Origin of the sequence: Erythrobacter sp. KY5 (assembly GCF_003264115.1) — a bacterium.
In the GTDB taxonomy this organism is placed as follows: domain Bacteria; phylum Pseudomonadota; class Alphaproteobacteria; order Sphingomonadales; family Sphingomonadaceae; genus Erythrobacter.
The window spans coordinates 1,268,534-1,286,723 of the sequence record NZ_CP021912.1; the positions used below are offsets into that span (position 1 = coordinate 1,268,534).

At 62.2% G+C, this 18,190-nt stretch carries 18 protein-coding genes; 15 read left to right on the forward strand and 3 right to left on the reverse strand.

Going from position 1 to position 18,190, the window contains the following annotated elements; all coding sequences use genetic code 11:
• Window positions 1–4: 4 nt before the first annotated feature.
• Window positions 5–307, forward strand: a complete 303-nt coding sequence (locus tag CD351_RS06035; protein ID WP_111991764.1) for a 4a-hydroxytetrahydrobiopterin dehydratase — start codon at window positions 5–7, stop codon at window positions 305–307.
• On the opposite strand, the gene CD351_RS06040 is transcribed toward CD351_RS06035, so the two are convergent.
• Entirely contained in the window at window positions 304–1,110 is an 807-nt protein-coding gene (locus tag CD351_RS06040) for an SDR family oxidoreductase (RefSeq protein ID WP_111991765.1), read from the reverse strand. The two genes, CD351_RS06035 and CD351_RS06040, sit on opposite strands and share 4 nt — an antisense overlap.
• A 55-nt stretch (window positions 1,111–1,165) precedes the next feature.
• Complete coding sequence (locus CD351_RS06045; RefSeq protein WP_234027253.1) at window positions 1,166–3,112, reverse strand: S9 family peptidase; 1,947 nt, start codon at window positions 3,110–3,112, stop codon at window positions 1,166–1,168.
• 225 nt (window positions 3,113–3,337) lie between these two features.
• On the opposite strand from CD351_RS06045, the gene CD351_RS06050 reads away from it, so the two are divergent.
• From CD351_RS06050 to CD351_RS06060, 3 genes are all read left to right on the forward strand, one after another.
• Window positions 3,338–4,213, forward strand: coding sequence for a hypothetical protein (locus CD351_RS06050; protein ID WP_111991766.1), 876 nt, complete (start codon window positions 3,338–3,340; stop codon window positions 4,211–4,213).
• Between the two features lie 150 nt (window positions 4,214–4,363).
• On the forward strand, window positions 4,364–4,675 hold the full coding sequence (locus CD351_RS06055) for a hypothetical protein (protein ID WP_111991767.1): 312 nt from the start codon (window positions 4,364–4,366) through the stop codon (window positions 4,673–4,675).
• Window positions 4,676–4,809: 134 nt separating this feature from the next.
• Window positions 4,810–6,489 (forward strand): alpha/beta hydrolase, encoded by a 1,680-nt coding sequence (locus CD351_RS06060; protein ID WP_111991768.1) that lies wholly within the window; start codon window positions 4,810–4,812, stop codon window positions 6,487–6,489.
• A gap of 9 nt (window positions 6,490–6,498) precedes the next feature.
• Here the strand turns inward: CD351_RS06060 and CD351_RS06065 are convergent, their stop codons facing one another.
• Window positions 6,499–7,116: a DNA-3-methyladenine glycosylase gene (locus tag CD351_RS06065; RefSeq protein WP_111991769.1), complete on the reverse strand. Its 618-nt coding sequence runs from the start codon at window positions 7,114–7,116 to the stop codon at window positions 6,499–6,501.
• Window positions 7,117–7,223: 107 nt separating this feature from the next.
• Here CD351_RS06065 and CD351_RS06070 point away from each other — a divergent pair, with 107 nt between their 5' ends.
• The 11 genes from CD351_RS06070 (at window position 7,224) to mraY (ending at window position 18,181) form a co-directional block, all read left to right on the forward strand.
• Entirely contained in the window at window positions 7,224–7,538 is a 315-nt protein-coding gene (locus tag CD351_RS06070) for a 2Fe-2S iron-sulfur cluster-binding protein (RefSeq protein WP_111991770.1), read from the forward strand.
• A 42-nt stretch (window positions 7,539–7,580) separates the two neighbouring features.
• Window positions 7,581–8,603 (forward strand): cysteine synthase A, encoded by a 1,023-nt coding sequence (locus CD351_RS06075; protein WP_111991771.1) that lies wholly within the window; start codon window positions 7,581–7,583, stop codon window positions 8,601–8,603.
• A gap of 36 nt (window positions 8,604–8,639) precedes the next feature.
• Window positions 8,640–9,023 (forward strand): hypothetical protein, encoded by a 384-nt coding sequence (locus CD351_RS06080; RefSeq protein ID WP_111991772.1) that lies wholly within the window; start codon window positions 8,640–8,642, stop codon window positions 9,021–9,023.
• Window positions 9,024–9,030: 7 nt separating this feature from the next.
• Window positions 9,031–9,852: a DUF4350 domain-containing protein gene (locus CD351_RS06085; RefSeq protein ID WP_111991773.1), complete on the forward strand. Its 822-nt coding sequence runs from the start codon at window positions 9,031–9,033 to the stop codon at window positions 9,850–9,852.
• Window positions 9,853–10,303: 451 nt separating this feature from the next.
• On the forward strand, window positions 10,304–10,804 hold the full coding sequence (locus CD351_RS06090; protein ID WP_111991774.1) for a division/cell wall cluster transcriptional repressor MraZ: 501 nt from the start codon (window positions 10,304–10,306) through the stop codon (window positions 10,802–10,804).
• On the forward strand, window positions 10,801–11,742 hold the full coding sequence (rsmH, locus tag CD351_RS06095) for a 16S rRNA (cytosine(1402)-N(4))-methyltransferase RsmH (protein WP_111991775.1): 942 nt from the start codon (window positions 10,801–10,803) through the stop codon (window positions 11,740–11,742). The genes CD351_RS06090 and rsmH overlap by 4 nt, the downstream gene beginning before the upstream one ends.
• On the forward strand, window positions 11,739–12,305 hold the full coding sequence (locus CD351_RS06100; protein ID WP_111991776.1) for a hypothetical protein: 567 nt from the start codon (window positions 11,739–11,741) through the stop codon (window positions 12,303–12,305). Before rsmH ends, CD351_RS06100 begins: the two co-directional genes overlap by 4 nt.
• Window positions 12,302–14,134, forward strand: a complete 1,833-nt coding sequence (locus tag CD351_RS06105) for a penicillin-binding protein 2 (protein ID WP_111991777.1) — start codon at window positions 12,302–12,304, stop codon at window positions 14,132–14,134. Before CD351_RS06100 ends, CD351_RS06105 begins: the two co-directional genes overlap by 4 nt.
• Window positions 14,131–15,633: a UDP-N-acetylmuramoyl-L-alanyl-D-glutamate--2,6-diaminopimelate ligase gene (locus CD351_RS06110; RefSeq protein ID WP_111991778.1), complete on the forward strand. Its 1,503-nt coding sequence runs from the start codon at window positions 14,131–14,133 to the stop codon at window positions 15,631–15,633. The genes CD351_RS06105 and CD351_RS06110 overlap by 4 nt, the downstream gene beginning before the upstream one ends.
• Window positions 15,630–17,090: a UDP-N-acetylmuramoyl-tripeptide--D-alanyl-D-alanine ligase gene (gene murF / locus CD351_RS06115; RefSeq protein ID WP_111991779.1), complete on the forward strand. Its 1,461-nt coding sequence runs from the start codon at window positions 15,630–15,632 to the stop codon at window positions 17,088–17,090. The genes CD351_RS06110 and murF overlap by 4 nt, the downstream gene beginning before the upstream one ends.
• Window positions 17,091–17,110: 20 nt before the next feature.
• A complete protein-coding gene (mraY, locus tag CD351_RS06120; protein WP_111991780.1) occupies window positions 17,111–18,181 on the forward strand; it encodes a phospho-N-acetylmuramoyl-pentapeptide-transferase in 1,071 nt (356 codons plus the stop codon).
• Window positions 18,182–18,190: the final 9 nt, after the last annotated feature.

Below are 18,190 nucleotides of genomic sequence, written 5' to 3' on the forward strand. Positions count from 1 at the left end.
CCCGATGGCCAATGTCCCCGAATTTGACGAAGCCGAACGCAATCAGCTGCTTGCCGACCACCCGGAATGGGAGCTGGCGCGCGAGGGCAAGGCGATCACCCGCACTTTCCAGTTCGGTGACTTTTCCGAAGCGTGGGGCTTCATGAGCCGCGTCGCGCTCGCCGCCGATGCACAGGATCACCATCCCGAATGGTTCAACGTCTACGCCAAGGTCGAGATCACGCTGACCACGCACGATGCAGGGTCGAGCGGCGGGTTGTCACTGCGCGATGCAAAGCTGGCGCGCGCGATCGACCGGCTGGTCTAGAGGTCGGTTCCCACACCTTGCGTGCGGACCTGTTTGCGAACCATGCCGGGCAGCCAGCGCGTCAGGAAGTGGAGGCGCTTGGCTGTTTTTCCGACCGTGTAATCCAGCTTGTCGCCATGGACCGCCTCCCAGACCACAGGGGGAACAGTACTGACGGGTGAAACCTCGATCCCGGCTTCTTCAAGCCGTTCCTTGCCCGTCTGGTTCGAATCGGGCGTCACGTTGTCTATGATCGGGGTGTCGATGAAGCCGGGGCAAAGCGCGGTGACCTTGATGCCATCTTCGGCCCATTCCGCATCGAGGCTGCGCGTCATCCCGCGCACGCCCCACTTGGTTGCGCAATAGACGGCAAGGTTAGGCGCGCCGATTATTCCGGCAAGGCTCGCCGTATTGATCAAAACCGATCCCGGTGCCGTTTTCCTGAGGTGGGGATGCGCAGCCTGCGCGCCGTAGATCACGCCTTTGAGATTGATGTCGAGCGTGGCCTCGATCTCATCGGAGGTCTGTTCACCGATCGGGCCACCGTGCCCGATACCGGCATTGTTGAACATCACATCGATCCGGCCACCCGCGGCAGTCGAGGCGGATTCAAGCGCGACATCCCACGCAGCCCGGTCGCGCACGTCAAGCTGATGCGAGTATTTGTAGCCGCCGGGGATCAGGCCAAGTGTATCGGCCATGCCCTGAACATCGACGTCAGCCACGGTGACGAACCAGCCACGCTCGCCAAAATAGCGAGCGACTTCGCGGCCGATGCCCGATGCTCCGCCCGTGATGAAGATATGGCGGCGTTGTTCAGCCATGTTCGTGATCCCTCTTCCCCGATTTCAATTTGAAACGGGTCTAAGGCGCGAGAGGCTAGCCGCCAAGTCCTTTCACATGGGTTTTGCCTTCCACGATTTGCGCTGTCGAAGGCTCCAGCACATCGCCCAGCGGCTCGGCGCGACCGCCCAGCGTTTCAGCAAGGAAATTCTCGGTGATCGCGTAAAAGGCAAGGTTGTTTTCGGGCTTTGCAAAGCCGTGGCCTTCATCCGGGTAGAGCACGTAAGTGACCGGAATACCCGCATCCTTCATCGCGCCGACGATCTGGTCGCTTTCGGCCTGCTTGACGCGCGGGTCGTTGGCCCCTTGCGCGATCAGGAGCGGCTTGGTGATCTGGTCCGCCTTGTAAAGCGGGCTTGCGGCCTTGAGCAGCGCGAGGCCTTCCTCGGTTTCGGGATTGCCCATGCGTTCGTGGAAGATCTTCACCATCGGCGCCCAGTAAGGCGGGATCGTGGAGAGCAGGGTTTCAAGATTGGACGGGCCGACCACGTCGATACCACAGGCGAACACCTCCGGCGTGAATGTCAGGCCAGCAAGCGTTGCATAGCCGCCATAGGAACCGCCCATGATCGCGACCTGATCGCGCGGGGCAATGCCTTGCTCGATCGCCCATTCGACAGCGTCGATGAGGTCGTCATGCATGGCAAGGCCCCACTGCTTGTTGCCTGCGTTGATGAAGTCCTTGCCAAACCCGGTCGAGCCCCGGAAGTTGACCGACAGCACGTGATAGCCGCGATTGGCGAGCATCTGGTGCTGCGAGTTGAACCCATATTCGTCGCGTGCCCACGGTCCGCCATGGACAAGCAGCACCATCGGTCCGGGCTCTTTCGGCTTGCCATCGCCGTCAGGGTCGCTTCCCGCAGCGAGCGTCAGGAACGAGGGCAGCGTCAGGCCATCACGGCTCGTGATCTCTATCCCGTGCATCGGTTGGAGCGGCGCGCCTTCAAGTTCGGGCCGCGACACGTAGAACGGGTCGAGCGTGCCCGCCTGTCGGTCATAGATGTATGTCGTCACCGGCGCTGTTAGCGGGTCGTTCCATATGATCCAGATGTCGTCATCTTCGGTCCGGCTCGAAATGCCGAAATCGCCTTCGAGCTTGGATTCCAGGAAATCGAACGATGCGCTGATCCCAGCGTCAAGCGCGGTGAACTCGCGGCGCAGATATGTGACGGTGTAGCCGAGTACCTTGCCAGACTTCTGGTCGCGCAAGGTGCCGCTGATATCGGCCTTGTCGTCCTGCGCTATGAGTGTGCGTTCACCGGTCGCCGTGTCCTGCGCATAGAGCGCAGCGGTATTTCGCCCGCGCCCGTCGAGCCAGTACAGGACACTGCCATCGACAGTGTAGCCTGCGGGCGAGGTGGTCATGGAATCTTCCATCGCGGTGGTCTCGAACGGTTCTTCTTCGACCGCGCCATCGCTAAAGCGGAAATAGTCGGTCCCGCCCGCATCATTCTGAGCCATCGCCATGCGCAAGGTCAGCGTGTCATCCGCCATGAACCCTGCATAGGCGTTGTTCTCATAGACGAGTTCAAGCTCGCCCGTCGTCAAGTTCAAGAGATGAACGTCATGCCATTGCTCATCGCGGTTGTTGAGGCCGATGAGGATCGCGTTCTTGATCGTCTCCGAAGAGCCGACAATCTGCACGCGGGTGTTCTCGAACGGGGTCAGCGTCGTTTCATCTCCGCTCACGACATCGACACGGTAGAGAAGGAAGTTCTCATCACCCGCCTTGTCCTGAATATAGAGCAGGCTGGTGCCGTCCGGTGACCACATGTGCTGGCGAATGGGCCGGTCTGTCGCCTTGGTCATCGCCTTTGCGTCATCAGGATTATCGCGCGGTGCCATCCAGATATTGAGCACGCCTTCATAGGGTGCGAGCCAGCTGAGCCACTTCCCGTCCGGACTGATCTGTCCCTGCGCTTTCGTCGGATTTCCGAACAGGTGACTGCGCGGGATCATCGGGATGGTGTCGAGTGCTGGCATGGTGTCTCCCAGAGAGTGTTTCCTGAATGCGGTCACACCTAGGAACCGCATCGCGCGATGCAACGTGAAACTCCACCAGCGGCACTTTTGCGACGAGCGGAGTCATTAAATCGCGATTTTATACCATCTGGGACATTCTTCACGGCAATCGCCGCGAATAGTTGGACGATCAGTCACGACGAAGGCCCCGACGGGCGGGGCCGAAATGACAAGGATCGTAAACTGATGAAAACCATGATGTTTGCCCTCGCTGGCGTTTCCCTCTCGGCCGGGCTTCTGGCTCATGCCGCGCCTGCCGATGCGCAATTCCGCAGCCTGCGCAACGCGGTCAAAAAGGTTGAAGACACCGCCAACGACGTGCGTGAAGCGGCCGAGGATGTCGAAGCCGCCGCACGCACTGTCGAAGGTGTCGCCAACAGCGATGGCCGCTCGATCGTCGGCGCTGTCACGGGCGGACGCGGCGCTGCTGTCAATCAGGCGATGCGCCAGCGCAGCAACTATCCGCAGACCGCGCGCGCACCGGACCATGTTGGCCGCGCCGCGCCGGCACCTGCCAAATTCGTCGACCAGATTTCCTGCGCGAATCTCAATGTCGGCGACGCTTTCGTTGCAGAAGCGGGCGACTACACATTCAGCCAGGGTATCTCGACCGAGACCCGCGGCGGCCTCATAAATCGCGCTCCAACGAGCCCGGCGAATGGCTGTTTCTTCCCCGGTCTGGGTGTTGGCGATGTGCTTTACGTGGAAGTCGACAAGGCGGCTTACGAACGCGGAACCTATCGGATCCAGTGCGTGTCCTACGACGGCAGTGAGCAGCTCGACAATGTGTACGGACCCAATCAGGGCAATTACACAGGCAAGGATGTGATGCTCCACACCGGCCACTCGCTCGGCTACACCCCGACGGCCACCGGCAGCAACTCGGACCGTTCAAACGCTTACCGCGACTACCTCAACCAGCGTGGCCGCGCGATGCTGACCTTCAACTTCGCCCCGCTGCACACGGACAAGTCGGGCACCGACTTCTTCTGCCAGTGGTACGACCGCGACACGAACAAGAGCGCGGTTGCCTTCACCTATCGTCGCGGACCGCAGGGCTGAGGCCAGGCGACGCGATACTCGAAAACACCGGGCAAGGATTAGCGTGCCCCCTTCTCGGTGTGCGGCGGTCGGTTTTCTCCACAATGCGACCCAGAGGCTAACCGGCCGCCGCAACCTTTATTCCTTTCAAGATCAATGAGAGTTCAAACCATGTTCAAACCCCTCATCGCTCTTTCCAGCGCCGCCATCATCGCGCTTGCGCCGATGGCCGCCACGCCTGCGATGGCCCAGTCGAGCTCAAGCTCGGTTCCCAAGGACGGATCGTGCCCCACCGGCTTCAAGCAGTCAGGCTCGAACTGCACCTCCAACAGCAAAGTGGCGCTGCCCAAGATCGGTTCTTGCCCCACAGGTTTCCGCGCTTCGGGCAATTACTGCGTGGGCGACGGTGACGATTATGCCGAGGTGCGCGATGGCTCGTGCCCGTCGGGCCTCAAGGCCTCGGGCCGCTACTGCGTGAAGTGATCGCACACCCCATCTGCGATTTTCTGCGGCGCAATGGCGGGGGAGGCCGGGCTTTCGGGTCCGGCCTTTACCTGTCATGTGCAATATTGCGAATCGGCTGGTTATTCAGGCGTTTGGTATAGGGATCGAAATCGATGAGCGACCATCAAAGCGAACCAAATCAGGACGTGAGCGAGGCGCTGCAGGCCGTCGTGGCCAAGGCCTATGCCGCCGTGGCCGAACCGCAAAGCTTCGTGCCGCTCCTCAACGACCTGATCGAAGCCGACGCGCAGATGGGCGGCATCGGCGAGGCTGCAGACATGCACTTCGCCAATGCCGAAGCGATCTTCGACAAGGTCTATCCGCTCGACGAAGCGGACTATTCCTCGATGCTGACGCACCTGGAAACCAGCCTTGAATGCGACCTTGCCATCGACAGCAAGCTGCGTGTGATCACGGTGAACGAACGCGTATTCGAAACCGGCGTCGAGGCGGAAAGCTTCGCGCCTGAATGGTTGTTCGATCCCGCGCGTATCAAGGTGGAGCAGGCGCGCCTGCGCAAGGCGGCAGTGGGCGATGACCGCATCTTCCTGCGTCTCTTCACCGACCCCGAAGACGAAGCGGGACGCTGGTTCTCAGCCTACCGCGTACCCTACAGCGGGGTTCACATCATCGCATTGCAGGCCGTGCGTCTGCGCTGGGACGAAAAAAGCGCCGAGGCATTCCAGCGGGCCTTTGCCCTGACCGAAACCGAAGTTGCGCTGACAAAGCATCTGGTTCGCGGCGGTTCGACCCGCGAATTTGCCGAGCTTCGCGGGCGCAGCGTTGGCACTGTGCGCAACCAATTGAAGGCGTTGCAACGCAAGCTCGCGATCAATTCCAAGGAGCAATTGCTGCTTCTTTATGCAGGCTTCATCCATTCGCTCGACCCGCCGCATGAAGGCGACATGGAATTCGAGCATGAATGCAACTTTCTCTACGCCGATCCACAGGGCCGGTTGATCGCCTGGGAGGAGCACGGCGATCCCAAGGGCAAGCCGGTATTGTTCTTTCACGCGCTTGAAGGCCCGTTGTTTACCCCGCAGGTGAGCGAGGCAGCGCGCGCAGCGGGGCTGAGGATCATCGCTCCGTGGCGTCCTTTCTATGGCGAGACGACAGGAGAGAAACAGGGGCCGCAATCGCCGCTGCTGTTCGCCGACCGCCTGACCGATTTCCTCGACCATCTCGGGGTCGATAAATGCGTTGCCCTCGGCACACAGGCAGGGACGCCGTTCCTCGCCGCGTTTGCGCAAAAGCATCCCGAACGGTTGCACCGAGCCATCGCCGCCGGACCGTTCCTTCCCATAGTGGACAGCGACGATTACCGGTTCCTCACCACGCGCCAACGCACCCACTTCAAGATTTCGCGCGTCGCGCCCGCCTTTGCCCGCGTCTATATGCGCGCAATGCTGGCAAGCATGGGGACAGGCGAATTCTACAAGTTCGTCGAGGATTATTACGACAGCTGCTCGCGCGAAAGCGCGACCGTCCAGCGGCCCGAAGTCGTGCGCAATTTCCGCAAGGCTGCCAACTACGTGCTGCCGCGCGGCAAGATGGGTCCGGGCGACACGATGCTGAACTGGTCGGCGCAGTGGGGCGGCTTGCTGGAAGGGCTGGGGGACCGGCTCACCCTGCTGCTGGGGGACGAGGACGCCAACACGCCGACCGAATTCGCGCGGCTTTCCGCCAAGCGTTTTGGCCTGAGCGAACCGGTCATTATCGAAGACGCAGGCAGCTTTCTCATCGAGGACCAGCCTGAGGCCGTGTTTGAGGCCGTGCGGAGCGCCTTTGCTTGAGCCAAGCCCTTAAAGCGCCGGGTTGGCGTAAAAGTGCCAGGTGAAGATCGCCATCGCCCCGCGATGCGGTGACCAGCGTTCGCCCAGCTCGCGCGTCTCCTTTTCCTTGGGCCGCTCTTCCATATCGAGCAGGCGTTTGACGCCTTCCTGCACAGCCAGATCTCCGGCTGGCCAGATGTCGGTGCGACCTTCCGCAAACAGCAGGTAGATTTCCGCCGACCAGCGCCCGATTCCCTTGATCCGGGTGAGCTCTTCTATCGCGTCTTCGTCATCGGCGGGAAGGTTGTCAAAATCGAGCTCGCCCGCGTCGACCAGCTCGCACAGACTGCGCGCATAACCCTGTTTCTGGCGCGACAAGCCGCAGGCACGCAGCGTGTCGAAATCGCGTTCCAGCAGGCATGCGGGCGTGAAGTCCTCGCCCAGTTCGGCTTCCAGCTTGTTCCACATCGAAGTCGCCGCCGCGACCGAGACCTGCTGCCCCACAATGGTGCGAAGCAGGGTCTTGTAGCCACGGTCACGCAGGCGCGGTGCGGGGTAGCCAATGCGCGCAAGTTCCTCTCCCACCCGCTCGTCCTTCGCGGCCAGTGCGTCCATTTCTCGAGTGATGATTTCGGCAGTCAGCCCCATGGTCCAAACCTCTAGGTTGCACTTGGCAATGGAACTCCCTAGCTGACAGGCCACATTTTCCAAGCGCACTTCCTTGCGCTCAACCTTTTCGAGAAGGACATGCCTTTATGCCCAAGCTGGTCGTCACCAATCGCGAAGGCGAAACTAGCGAGATCGAGGTCGAAAGCGGCCTCAACGTGATGGAAGCCGTGCGCGACAACGGCTTTGATGAATTGCTTGCGCTGTGCGGCGGATGCTGCTCGTGCGCGACCTGTCACATCTATGTCGATGAGGCACCGGCTGATCTTCCTGAAATGAGCGAAGACGAAGACGACCTCCTTGAAAGCAGCGACCACCGCAACGAAAAGTCGCGTCTGTCGTGCCAGATCCCGCTGACCGACGAGCTGAGCGGGCTTAAGGTAACTATCGCCCCTGAAGATTGATGTTGTTTGCGGCGAGGCGGGCCAGCGCCTAAATCGCTCATCATGAACATCACTCAACCGTTCGGCGATACACTCGCCCTTATCGGAAACACACCGCTTGTACGCCTTGCCGGACCCAGCGAGGCGGCGGGCTGTGACATCTGGGGCAAGTGCGAATTCGCCAACCCCGGTTCGAGCGTGAAGGATCGCGCGGCGCTTTACATGATCCGCCACGCAGAAGCGCGCGGAGAGCTGAGGCCCGGCGGCACCGTGATCGAAGGTACGGCTGGCAACACCGGCATCGGCATTGCGCTGGTGGCGAATGCGCTGGGCTACAAGACGGTCATCGTCATGCCCGACAACCAGTCGAAGGAAAAGATGGACACGCTAAGAGCGCTTGGCGCCGAGCTGGTCCTCGTCCCTCCGACAAAGTACGCCGACCCCTGCCACTTCCAGCACGTCTCGCGCCGCATGGCGCAAGAGACGCAAGGCGCGATCTGGGCGGGCCAGTTCGACAACACCGCCAACCGGCGCGCTCACATAGAAGGCACCGCGATCGAGCTGTGGGAGCAGACCGGCGGGAAAATTTCAGGCTTCACCTGCGCGGCTGGAACGGGCGGGACGATTGCGGGCGTGGGCATGGGGTTGAAAGAGAAGAACCCCGACATCCGCATCGCGCTGACCGATCCGCACGGCGCTGCGCTTTTCAATTACTACGCGCATGGCGAATTGAAGGGCGAAGGCTCTTCCGTGGCCGAAGGTATCGGGCAGGGGCGCATAACGGCCAACCTCGAAGGCGCGCCGATCGACACGCAATTCCGCATCTCGGACGAAGAGGGCCTCGTCTGGGTCGAGCACCTTCTTCGCAAGGAAGGGCTGTGCCTTGGTCTGTCGAGCGGCATCAACGTCGCGGGCGCTATCGAACTGGGCAAGCAGCTGGTCGCAGACGGGGTCGAGAACCCGCAGATCGCCACGATCCTGTGCGACACCGGCTTCCGGTATCTCTCGACGCTATACAACGCTGAATGGCTCGCTTCGAAGAACCTGCCGGTGTTTGACTGGCTCACGCAATCGACAAGCGATTAATCGACAGGCCAGCAAAGCCGCGCTAGGTCGTTTCACATGACCGGCGGACGATTTGAATCGAGCGCGAGTGAAAGCGAGGGGCCACCCGAAGGTGCACCTCTTGGCGGGACACGTGCAGAAGCGGCGCAGCGCCTCCAGGTGGGGGTATTCGGGATTGTCTCGATGATCCTGCTTGTGGGCCTTGCGAGCATTATCGGCACGCAGGCCGACCGGACCGAGAATGGCGCAGTCCCGGAAGCCGCTCCGACTACCGAACCCACAGAAGCTTCATCGCAGCGCGACCCGCTGGCCGATGCAGGCATCGTCCCCGACATGCCCGCAGAGCCGAGCCCGACGCCTACGGCAAGCCCGACCGGCCCGGCGCTGGACCTCCCGAATGCGCCCGCAGGCACGGGTCCGACCGGCACGCCCGACCAGTAGGATAGAAATGCGCACGATGCCTTGGCGGCTCCCCGCACTCTCGGCGATCCTTGTCGGCTCGGTGCTGGCCTTCGCCTACTTCTACGAGAGCGGCGAGGAAGTGGAGCGTGTTCAGTCGACCGTCGAAAGCGCCACTTCAGTCGGCGCCCCCGCCGATGGAGAATCGCAAGTCGGGCTGATGACCAGCTTGCCGATCTATTGGCCGCTTGAGACCGAGTTTGCCGACCTTGCATCGGGCGACGTTGAAGTACCGTGGCAGCGAAAGGTGATCGAGGCGCGCTACGAGGTCGTGCCTCTCGATACGCTTTCACCGATCCCGGCGCTCGACCCGCAAGCGCCGCCAACCGATCCGCTGGAAGGGTTGCAGTATCTCGCCGTGATACAGCCCAGGGGGCTATCTCCTGCGGACAATGTCGCGCTCGATGAGTGGGTGAAGGGAGGTGGACGGCTCCTGCTGGTGCTCGATCCGCTTCTGACCGGGCATTACCACATGCCGCTTGGCGATCCGCGCAGGCCTGTCGATGCGGCGTTGATCCCGCCGGTAGTCGAGCGCTGGGGACTGGCAGTCGAGTTCGACGAGGAGCAGGCTCCGCTTCGCGGCGTGTCATTCGCCAATAACAGGCTGGAACTCGCTATGGCCGGAGCAATCGTGGTTGACGACGCGGCGCGCGAGACTTGCGAAGTCACCGCTGGCGGAGCGATGGCCCGCTGCGATGTGGGTGAGGGGCGAGTGACACTGCTCGCCGATGCAGCCGCATTCGAAGCAGAGCGGCTATCGGACGACCGATCTGCTACGCTTCAGGCGCTCGCACGCTATGCGTGGGAGTGACAATCGGTTTGGGAATATTGCGGGAACGCTCCCTCGTGCAGCCGGAAATGGTGAGACTCGGGTGGGAATTGTTCGCGGATTCGCCCTCAAACACCCGCACTGGAACGGGAAAACGCGGGATTCATGGGATCAACAGGGGTTTGACAGGTACGTAGGTAGTCACAGAAAAATACCGTAAATCAGATATTTACCGCGTAATCCCTAGATATTCCTAGAAAAACCCTAGCCACCCGGTTGCTTCCCGGATATTAACGGGACCCATCGAACATGCCGATTTGCCCTGCGCTGGCCAGATGTAGCCGGCGCACTGCTCTCGCTCGCGCGGGGGTGGTGACGGGGAAGTCGTGTCTGCACTTGATCAGAGGCAGGCACACAATTTTCGGCATGAGCGAGGAGGAATGAGGCCAGCTCTCCCGTTTGCGGGTGAGCCAAATGGGTAGGGGTTCGACGCGTGCCAGCGCAGGGAGCATATAATGGACAGGCCTATTCGCCAGTTGGCGATAAGGGTCGCTATGTCCTGCCCCCTGCTTTTCGCAAGGCGGTGAAGGAAAGCTCGGACGGCTCGAAGACGCTGTGCCTTGCGGTCCACGACAAGTACGATTGCCTGATCGGTTTTGGCCTATCGCGCATCGACGAACTTCACGCGCAGCTTGAGAAAGAGGAAGAGCGCGCCATCCGCCTGGGTGACAGCGATTTCGACCCGGACGAGCGTGCGCAGCAGCTGTTCGGGTTCGAGCAGGTGCCTTTCGACGACAGCGGCCGCTTCGTGATGCCTGAGCATCTCAAGGAACTCGGCATGGTCGAGGACGGGCTCTACTTCCACGGCGCGGGCAAGTTCTTCTTCGTGTGGAACCCCGAAGAGCTTTCGCGCATGGGCCCTGCCTTCCGCGGCGCGCAGGCAAGCTGCCGCACGCAGATGGCGAAGGCCAAGGCGAAGGGAGCGAAGGCATGACCGCTCCTCATATTCCCGTCCTGCTCGACGAAGTCGCCGCCGCAATCCAGCCAGCGCCCGATATGGCCATCATCGACGCGACCTTTGGCGCGGGCGGCTATTCGCGTGCGCTGCTTGAAAAGGGCGCGCGCGTCTATGCGTTCGACCGCGATCCGAACGCGATCCGCGACGGGCAGGGCATGGTCGCCGAATTTGATGGGCGTTTGTCGCTGCATGCAGAGCGCTTCTCCGCCATGCGCGAAGAAATGACCCGCATCGGCGTGCCGCACGTCGATGCGGTGGTCATGGATATCGGCGTATCCTCGATGCAGCTCGACCAGGGCGAGCGCGGCTTTGCATTTAGCGCCGACGGTCCGCTCGACATGCGTATGAGCCAGGCTGGCGAGAGCGCTGCTGATTTCCTCAACACCGCCGACGAGGCCGCGATTGCTGACGTGCTCTACCAGTACGGCGAAGAGCGCCAGTCGCGCCGCGTCGCCCGCGCCATTGTCGCCGCGCGCCCGCTGGAGACGACCGGCGATCTGGCGCGCGTGGTGCGCAGGGCATTGGGGCACAAACCGCACGACAAGAAGGATCCTGCAACGCGCAGCTTTCAGGCGGTGCGCATCCATGTGAACGATGAGCTTGGCGAACTGCGCGCTGGTCTCAACGCGGCAGAAACTCTGCTGCGCGAAGGCGGGGTGCTGGCGGTTGTCAGCTTCCACAGCCTCGAAGACCGGATCGTGAAGCGTTTCCTCAAGGAAGCCAGCGGCGCAGGACGCGCCGTGTCGCGCCACCTTCCGGGCGAAGTCCCCGGACCGCCGCCGACCTTCACCAATGTCTCCAAAGCCATCCGCCCGAGTGATGCAGAGATCGAGCGCAACCCCCGCTCGCGTTCCTCGATCCTGCGTCACGCCATCCGCACTTCCGCCCCCGCAAGAGAAGGAGTTCAGCCATGATCACCCCCGGTTCGCGCATTCGCCAGATGGGCTGGGTCGCGGTGCTGGCGGCGTGCGTGGCGCTGTTCGCCCTGCTCAGCTTTCAGGTCCAGACCGTGCGCAGCGAAGTGCTTCTGGCCGAGCGCGAAATCATCGGGCTCGAACGCGAAGTGCAGATGCTGGAAACCGAGTTCCAGACCCGCGCCAGCCAGCGCCAGCTCGCAGAATGGAACGCTGTCGAGCTTGGCTATCAGGCCCCGCGTGCGGACCAGTATCTTGATAATGAGCGGCAGCTTGCAAGCCTCGGCGTTCCTGCCGGTCCCGATGCGCCTTCGCCGATCCGCGTGGCGCGCTCCGATCTCGCTGGCCCCGATGCGAGCCCGCGCGACATGGTCTCGCCCATCACCGGCGCTCCGGTAACGCTTGCATCGCTCGATGCCGACGACGATGCAGGTGCCGTGTTTACAGAGGCATTCGGCGACTTCCTGATCGAAGCGTCCCCAATTCGCGCCGCCAAGGCGCAGAGCGGTGCGCCGACACTTCGGTCTGATGCTGTCCTGATGTCAGCGGATATCTCGCAATGACGACGTTGGCCCTCGATCGGGGGCACCGTCCGACACGCACATCGACGCCGCGCGAAGTGAAACGGGTGGAGACCCGGCCGGAACCTGGGCTTGAGAACGATAGCGGACCAGCCATCCCGGCAGGCCGCATTCATTCGGTTCACATGCGCCAGTCGCTGCTGGTTACCGCGCGCCTCCGGCTCTTCATCATGGTCGCACTGCTTGGCGTTGTTGCGCTTATCTCGCTGCTTCGCATCGGGTATGTCGGTTTCGTCGGTGCCGCGCCAAGCCAGACCAGCCTTGCAGAGGCACTGCTGCCAAGCCGCGGTGAAATCACCGATCGGCACGGCACACCGCTCGCCCGGACGTTTCCGGCATATGCGCTCTGGTTCAACCCGCGCGCGATGGAGGATGAAGGCTCGCCGCTCGTCGCAGATCCGGCGGATGTGACCGCGCGCCTGATGGAAATCTTCCCGGACCTCGACAAGGAGCGCACTCTGGCGATCCTTAAATCTCCACGCGGAGGATATATCCAGCGCCGCATCCTACCCGAAGATGCCAACCGCGTATTTGGTCTTGGCGAGATCGCGCTCGAAATACCGCGCGAATCCGATCGCCACTATCCGCAAGGGGCGCTCGCCGCGCATATCCTTGGCTACGTCAAGGAGGACGAGAACCGCCGCTTCGAAGGGCGGCTTGGCATGGAACAGGTGCTCAATGAGCAGCTTTCCGACAAGGCGATGCGCGCTGAGCCCGTGGCGCTTTCGATCGATCTGCGGGTACAGGGCGCTCTGGAGGACGAACTGAGCAAGGGCATGCTCGCGACCAATGCGATTGGCGCAGCTGGCATCGTGCTCGACGTTGATACTGGCGAGATCATGGCGATGGCCTCGCTGCCTGCGTTCAACCCGAACCTTTCCGATGCGCACAAATCGCCCAACATCTACAACCGCGCGACCAACGCGACCTATGAGCTTGGATCGACGTTCAAACCGATCACGGTTGCCGCTGCCATCGATGCAGGTGTTGTTCGCAACATGTCGGCCGCATGGGACGCAAGCCCGGTCGAACTGGCCGGGCGCACCTTCCGCGACCTGAAGCCCAAGGGCGACACGCTGACCGTCCCCGAAGCGCTGGCGTATTCTTCCAACACCGTCACCATGCGCATCGCTGACGAGCTGGGCGAGGAACGCCTGCGCCAGACCGTCATTGATTTGGGTATGAAGGAACGCCCGGTGATCGAATTGCCAGCACGCGGCATGCCGCAATGGGCCGAAGAACGCCCAAATGGAACATGGTCGCGGCTCACGAACATGGTGGTGAGCTATGGCCATGGTCTGGCCGTTACGCCGCTGCACTTGGCGACAGCCTACTCCGCGCTTGTGAATGGCGGCATCTGGCGGCCTGCCACGCTGCGCAAGATCGAACCGGGCGCAGCGCCGCGCGGACGCCGCGTGTTCAAGGCATCGACCTCTTCGCGCATGCGTCAGCTGCTTCGCATGATCTCGATCTACGGCACCGGTCAGAGCGCTGATGCGCCGGGTTATCGCGTGGGCGGCAAGACCGGCTCTGCTGAAAAGCCGGGTGCTGGCGGCTATCGCCAGACCGCACTGATTTCGTCTTTCGCGGCCGCGTTTCCGATGGATCGCCCGCGCTATGTGGTCGTGACAATGCTCGATGAACCTAAGGGCACCAAGGCTGCGCGCGGGCAACGCACCGCGGCCTTTACGGCGGCTCCTATCGTAAGGGAGCTGGTCCCGCGCATCGGCCCGATGCTGGGTGTTCGTCCTGATACCAATCGCGATGTCGATATCTCCGACCTGCGCTATCTGATCGAGAACCGCAAATGAGACTGGCAGCCTTGATCGAGCGCGCTGGCCTGCCAGCGACTGATGCAGGTGATGCCAGCGTCACCGGTTTCGCCATCGACCATCGCAAGGTCGCGCCCGGCACAGTTTTCGGCGCTTTCCGGGGCGCGAACTTCAACGCCGAGGATTTCATTCGTGCCGCTATCGAGGCCGGGGCTGTCGCCATCGTTGCGCGCAGCGAGGCCAAGGTCGAAGGCGCGCTTCACATCGTGAGCGACGAGCCGCGCCGCGTCTTTGCTCAGCTTGCCGCCGGGTTCTTCACGCCCGCGCCGCAAACCATCGTCGCAGTGACAGGCACGAACGGCAAAACCTCAACGGCAGAGATGACGCGCCAGATCTGGCGGATGTGCGGAGAGCGTGCGGCGAGCATCGGCACGCTTGGTGTGACCACGCCCGATGGTAGCGTCTCGACCGGCCTCACGACCCCTGACATCGTCACGTTCCTATCGAACATGAGCGGTCTGGCGCGCGAAGGCGTTACCCATGTCGCCTATGAGGCATCCAGCCACGGCCTCTCGCAGTTCCGCAACGAAGGTTTGCGCGTCAAGGCGGGTGCCTTCACCAATTTCAGCCGCGATCACCTCGACTATCACGAAACGATGGACGCCTATTTCGAAGCCAAGATGCGGCTGTTCGACGAGGTGGTCGAGGACAACGGCAAGGCAATCATCTGGGACGGCGGGGAAGAATGCGAGTGGACCCGCCGCGCCATCGAGCACGCGCTATCGCGCAAGCTGCACGTGCTCACAGTGGGCGAGCGAGGCGATTTCCTGCGCCTTGCCGCCCGCGAGGCGACCCAGCTGGGGCAGGTGCTGACGGTCGAATATGATGGCGAAAGCCGCGCGGTCAAACTGCCGCTGATTGGTGCCTACCAAGCTGCCAACGCCCTTGTTTCGGCTGGTCTCGCAATCGCAACCGGATCGGCCAGCGCGCAGGTCTTCGACGCGATCGGACGGTTGCAGCCCGTGCGCGGACGGCTTGAACGCGCATGCCTTACTGCAAGCGGCGCGCCGGTCTATGTCGATTATGCGCACACGCCCGACGCGCTCGAAGCCGCGATTGCCGCACTGCGTCCGCATGTTGACGGCGAGAAGGGCGGCAAACTCATCGTGGTCTTTGGCGCAGGCGGAGACCGTGACACGGGTAAGCGCGCGCCAATGGGCAAGGTCGCTGCCGACAGCGCGGATCTCGTGATCGTTACGGACGACAATCCGCGCGGCGAGGATCCCGGTGAAATCCGCGCAGCCGTGCTTGAAGGTGCAGGCGGAGCGGATCATGTCCGGGCCATCGGCGGACGCCGCGAAGCCATCGCGGCTGCGATCGCGCAGGTTGGAGCACATGACATTATCCTCGTGGCAGGCAAAGGTCACGAGCAAGGACAGATAATCGGGTCGGGAGAGACAATGCGAGTTATGCCGTTCGACGATGTCGAAGTCGCGCGTGAATGCGCGGCGCTTGCTGCTAGGGAGGCGTCGCAATGAGCGCCGCTCACGCACTGCTCAAAGCCTGGCCCGCGAACCCGCGCGATGCCTTGCCGCTCGCCCTTTGGGACGCCGAGGGCATTGCTGCAGCAACCGGTGGCAAGGCGAGCCACGCCTTCCAGGCATCCGGCGTCGAGATGGACAGCCGGGACGTGCGGCCAGGCGATGTCTTCGTTGCGCTCAAGGGCGATGCGATGGACGGGCACAAGTTCATCGCCGCAGCTTTTGCCAAGGGCGCGGTCGCCGCGATCACCGACCGGCCCGTCGATTTTCCGCATGTGTTGGTCAACGATACGACCAAGGCGCTGCACGACCTTGCTCACGCGGCGCGCGAACGCGGCTTTGCCAAGCGTATCGCGGTCACCGGCTCAGTCGGCAAAACTGGCGTCAAAGAGGCCATCTTCGCCTCGCTCGACCGGGCCAGCCGCGGCGCGGCGCATCGCAGCGTTCGCAGCTACAACAACCATGTCGGCGTGCCTTTGAGCCTTGCCCGGATGCCAGCGCGCGCCAAATTCGGCGTGTTTGAAATGGGCATGAACCACGCGGGCGAGATTGCGCCACTTTCCGATCACGTTCGCCCGCATGTCGCGCTCATCACCACGATTGCCCCGGCTCACATCGAGAACCTGGGAACGATGGAGGCAATCGCCGACGAAAAGGCGCAAATCTTTACCGGCCTCGTCAAAGGCGGCACGGCGATCATTCCGGCGGACAGCGAGTATGCGAAACGCCTGATCGGCCACGCAAAGGCGCTCGGCGTGAAGATCGTGACTTTCGGACGCAGCGAAACGGCCGATGTGCGCTTGCTCGATGCCATTCCCGGCCCCAGCGGCGGCTCTATGGTCACGGCAGACCTTGGCGATACGCGCCTGTGCTACACCATTGCCGAGCCGGGAGAGCACTGGATTGCCAACTCGCTGGGCGTGATCGCTGCTGTGCGTGCGGCAGGCGGCGATCTTGCAAGCGCCGGCCTCGCGCTCGCCGAGATGGGCGGGCTGAAGGGGCGCGGCGCGCGCTTCGACATCCCGGCTGCTGGCGGTAAGGCTTTGCTGGTCGATGAAAGCTACAACGCTAACCCGGCTTCGATGCGCGCGACGCTGCGCGCGCTTGGCCAGACACCGGCGCACCGCCGGGTCGCGGTTCTGGGCTCCATGAAGGAGTTGGGCGACTTCGCGCCGCGCTTCCACGCGCAGATCGCCGAGCCGCTGATTGAGGCCAAAATCGACCACGTGATCCTTGTCGGCGACGAGATGCGCGCTCTTGCTGTCGAATTGGGGAGAAGGCCTGCCAACTCGCTTGGCTTTGCGCCCAGCTTCGCCCAATGCGATAGCCCTGCCGAAGCGATTGCGGCGCTCGAGGAATATGGCCTGACGCACGGGGACGCTGTGCTGGTCAAGGGCTCCAATTCGGTTGGTCTTGGCAGGTTGGTACAACACTTTACGAAGGCGCGTGGATGAAGCGCCTCATTGGGATCTAGATGCTCTACCTGCTTGCCGAATGGCTGGGGTTCGAAGGCCCGCTGAATCTGGTCCGCTACCAGACCTTCCGGTTCGGGGCGACATTGATGACGGCGCTGATCATCGGGATGATTATTGGGCCAAAATTCATCAACATGCTGCGCGTTCGTCAGGGCAAGGGCCAGCCGATCCGCGAAGACGGGCCGCAATCGCACCTCGCTAAGCGCGGTACGCCGACGATGGGCGGGTTGATGGTGCTGGTGGCGCTGACGCTGTCGCTGCTGTTGTGGATGGACCCGCGCAGCCCGTTCGTCTGGGCATGTCTCGCGGTGACGATGGGTTTCGGGATCATCGGTTTTCTCGATGATTATGACAAGGTGACCAAGGCGAGCCATGCAGGCCTGTCTGGCAAGGTGAGGCTGCTGCTCGAATTCGTGGTTGCCGGCATTGCGAGCTACATCATCGTCAGCCAGATCAGCACTGATCTTTATATCCCGTTCTTCTCTGACGTGCAGATTCCGTTAGGGCCTGCCTATTACGTCTTTGCCGCCGTGTTCATTGTCGGCTTCGGCAATGCGGTGAACCTGACCGACGGTCTCGATGGCCTGGCCATAATGCCGGTCATTATCGCGGCGGGTACATTCGCGATCATCGCCTACCTAGTCGGGCGCACCGATTTCACCCAGTATCTCGGCATTCCGTATGTTGAGGGGGCGGGTGAGCTTGCAATTTTCTGCGCCGCCATCATGGGAGCGGGGCTTGCCTTTCTGTGGTTCAATGCGCCGCCTGCCGCCGTGTTTATGGGCGACACTGGCAGCCTCGCTCTTGGTGGGGCGTTGGGCGCGATTGCGGTTGCGGCTCATCACGAAGTCGTGCTGCTGATCGTGGGCGGATTGTTCGTGGTCGAAACCGCCAGCGTCATCATCCAGGTCTTCTGGTTCAAGCGCACTGGAAAGCGTGTCTTTCGCATGGCGCCGATCCATCACCATTTCGAACAGCTCGGCTGGTCGGAAAGCAAGGTCGTGATCCGGTTCTGGATCATCGCCATCGTGCTGGCTCTGGTCGGCCTGTCCACTCTCAAGCTGAGGTAAGGACGCTTT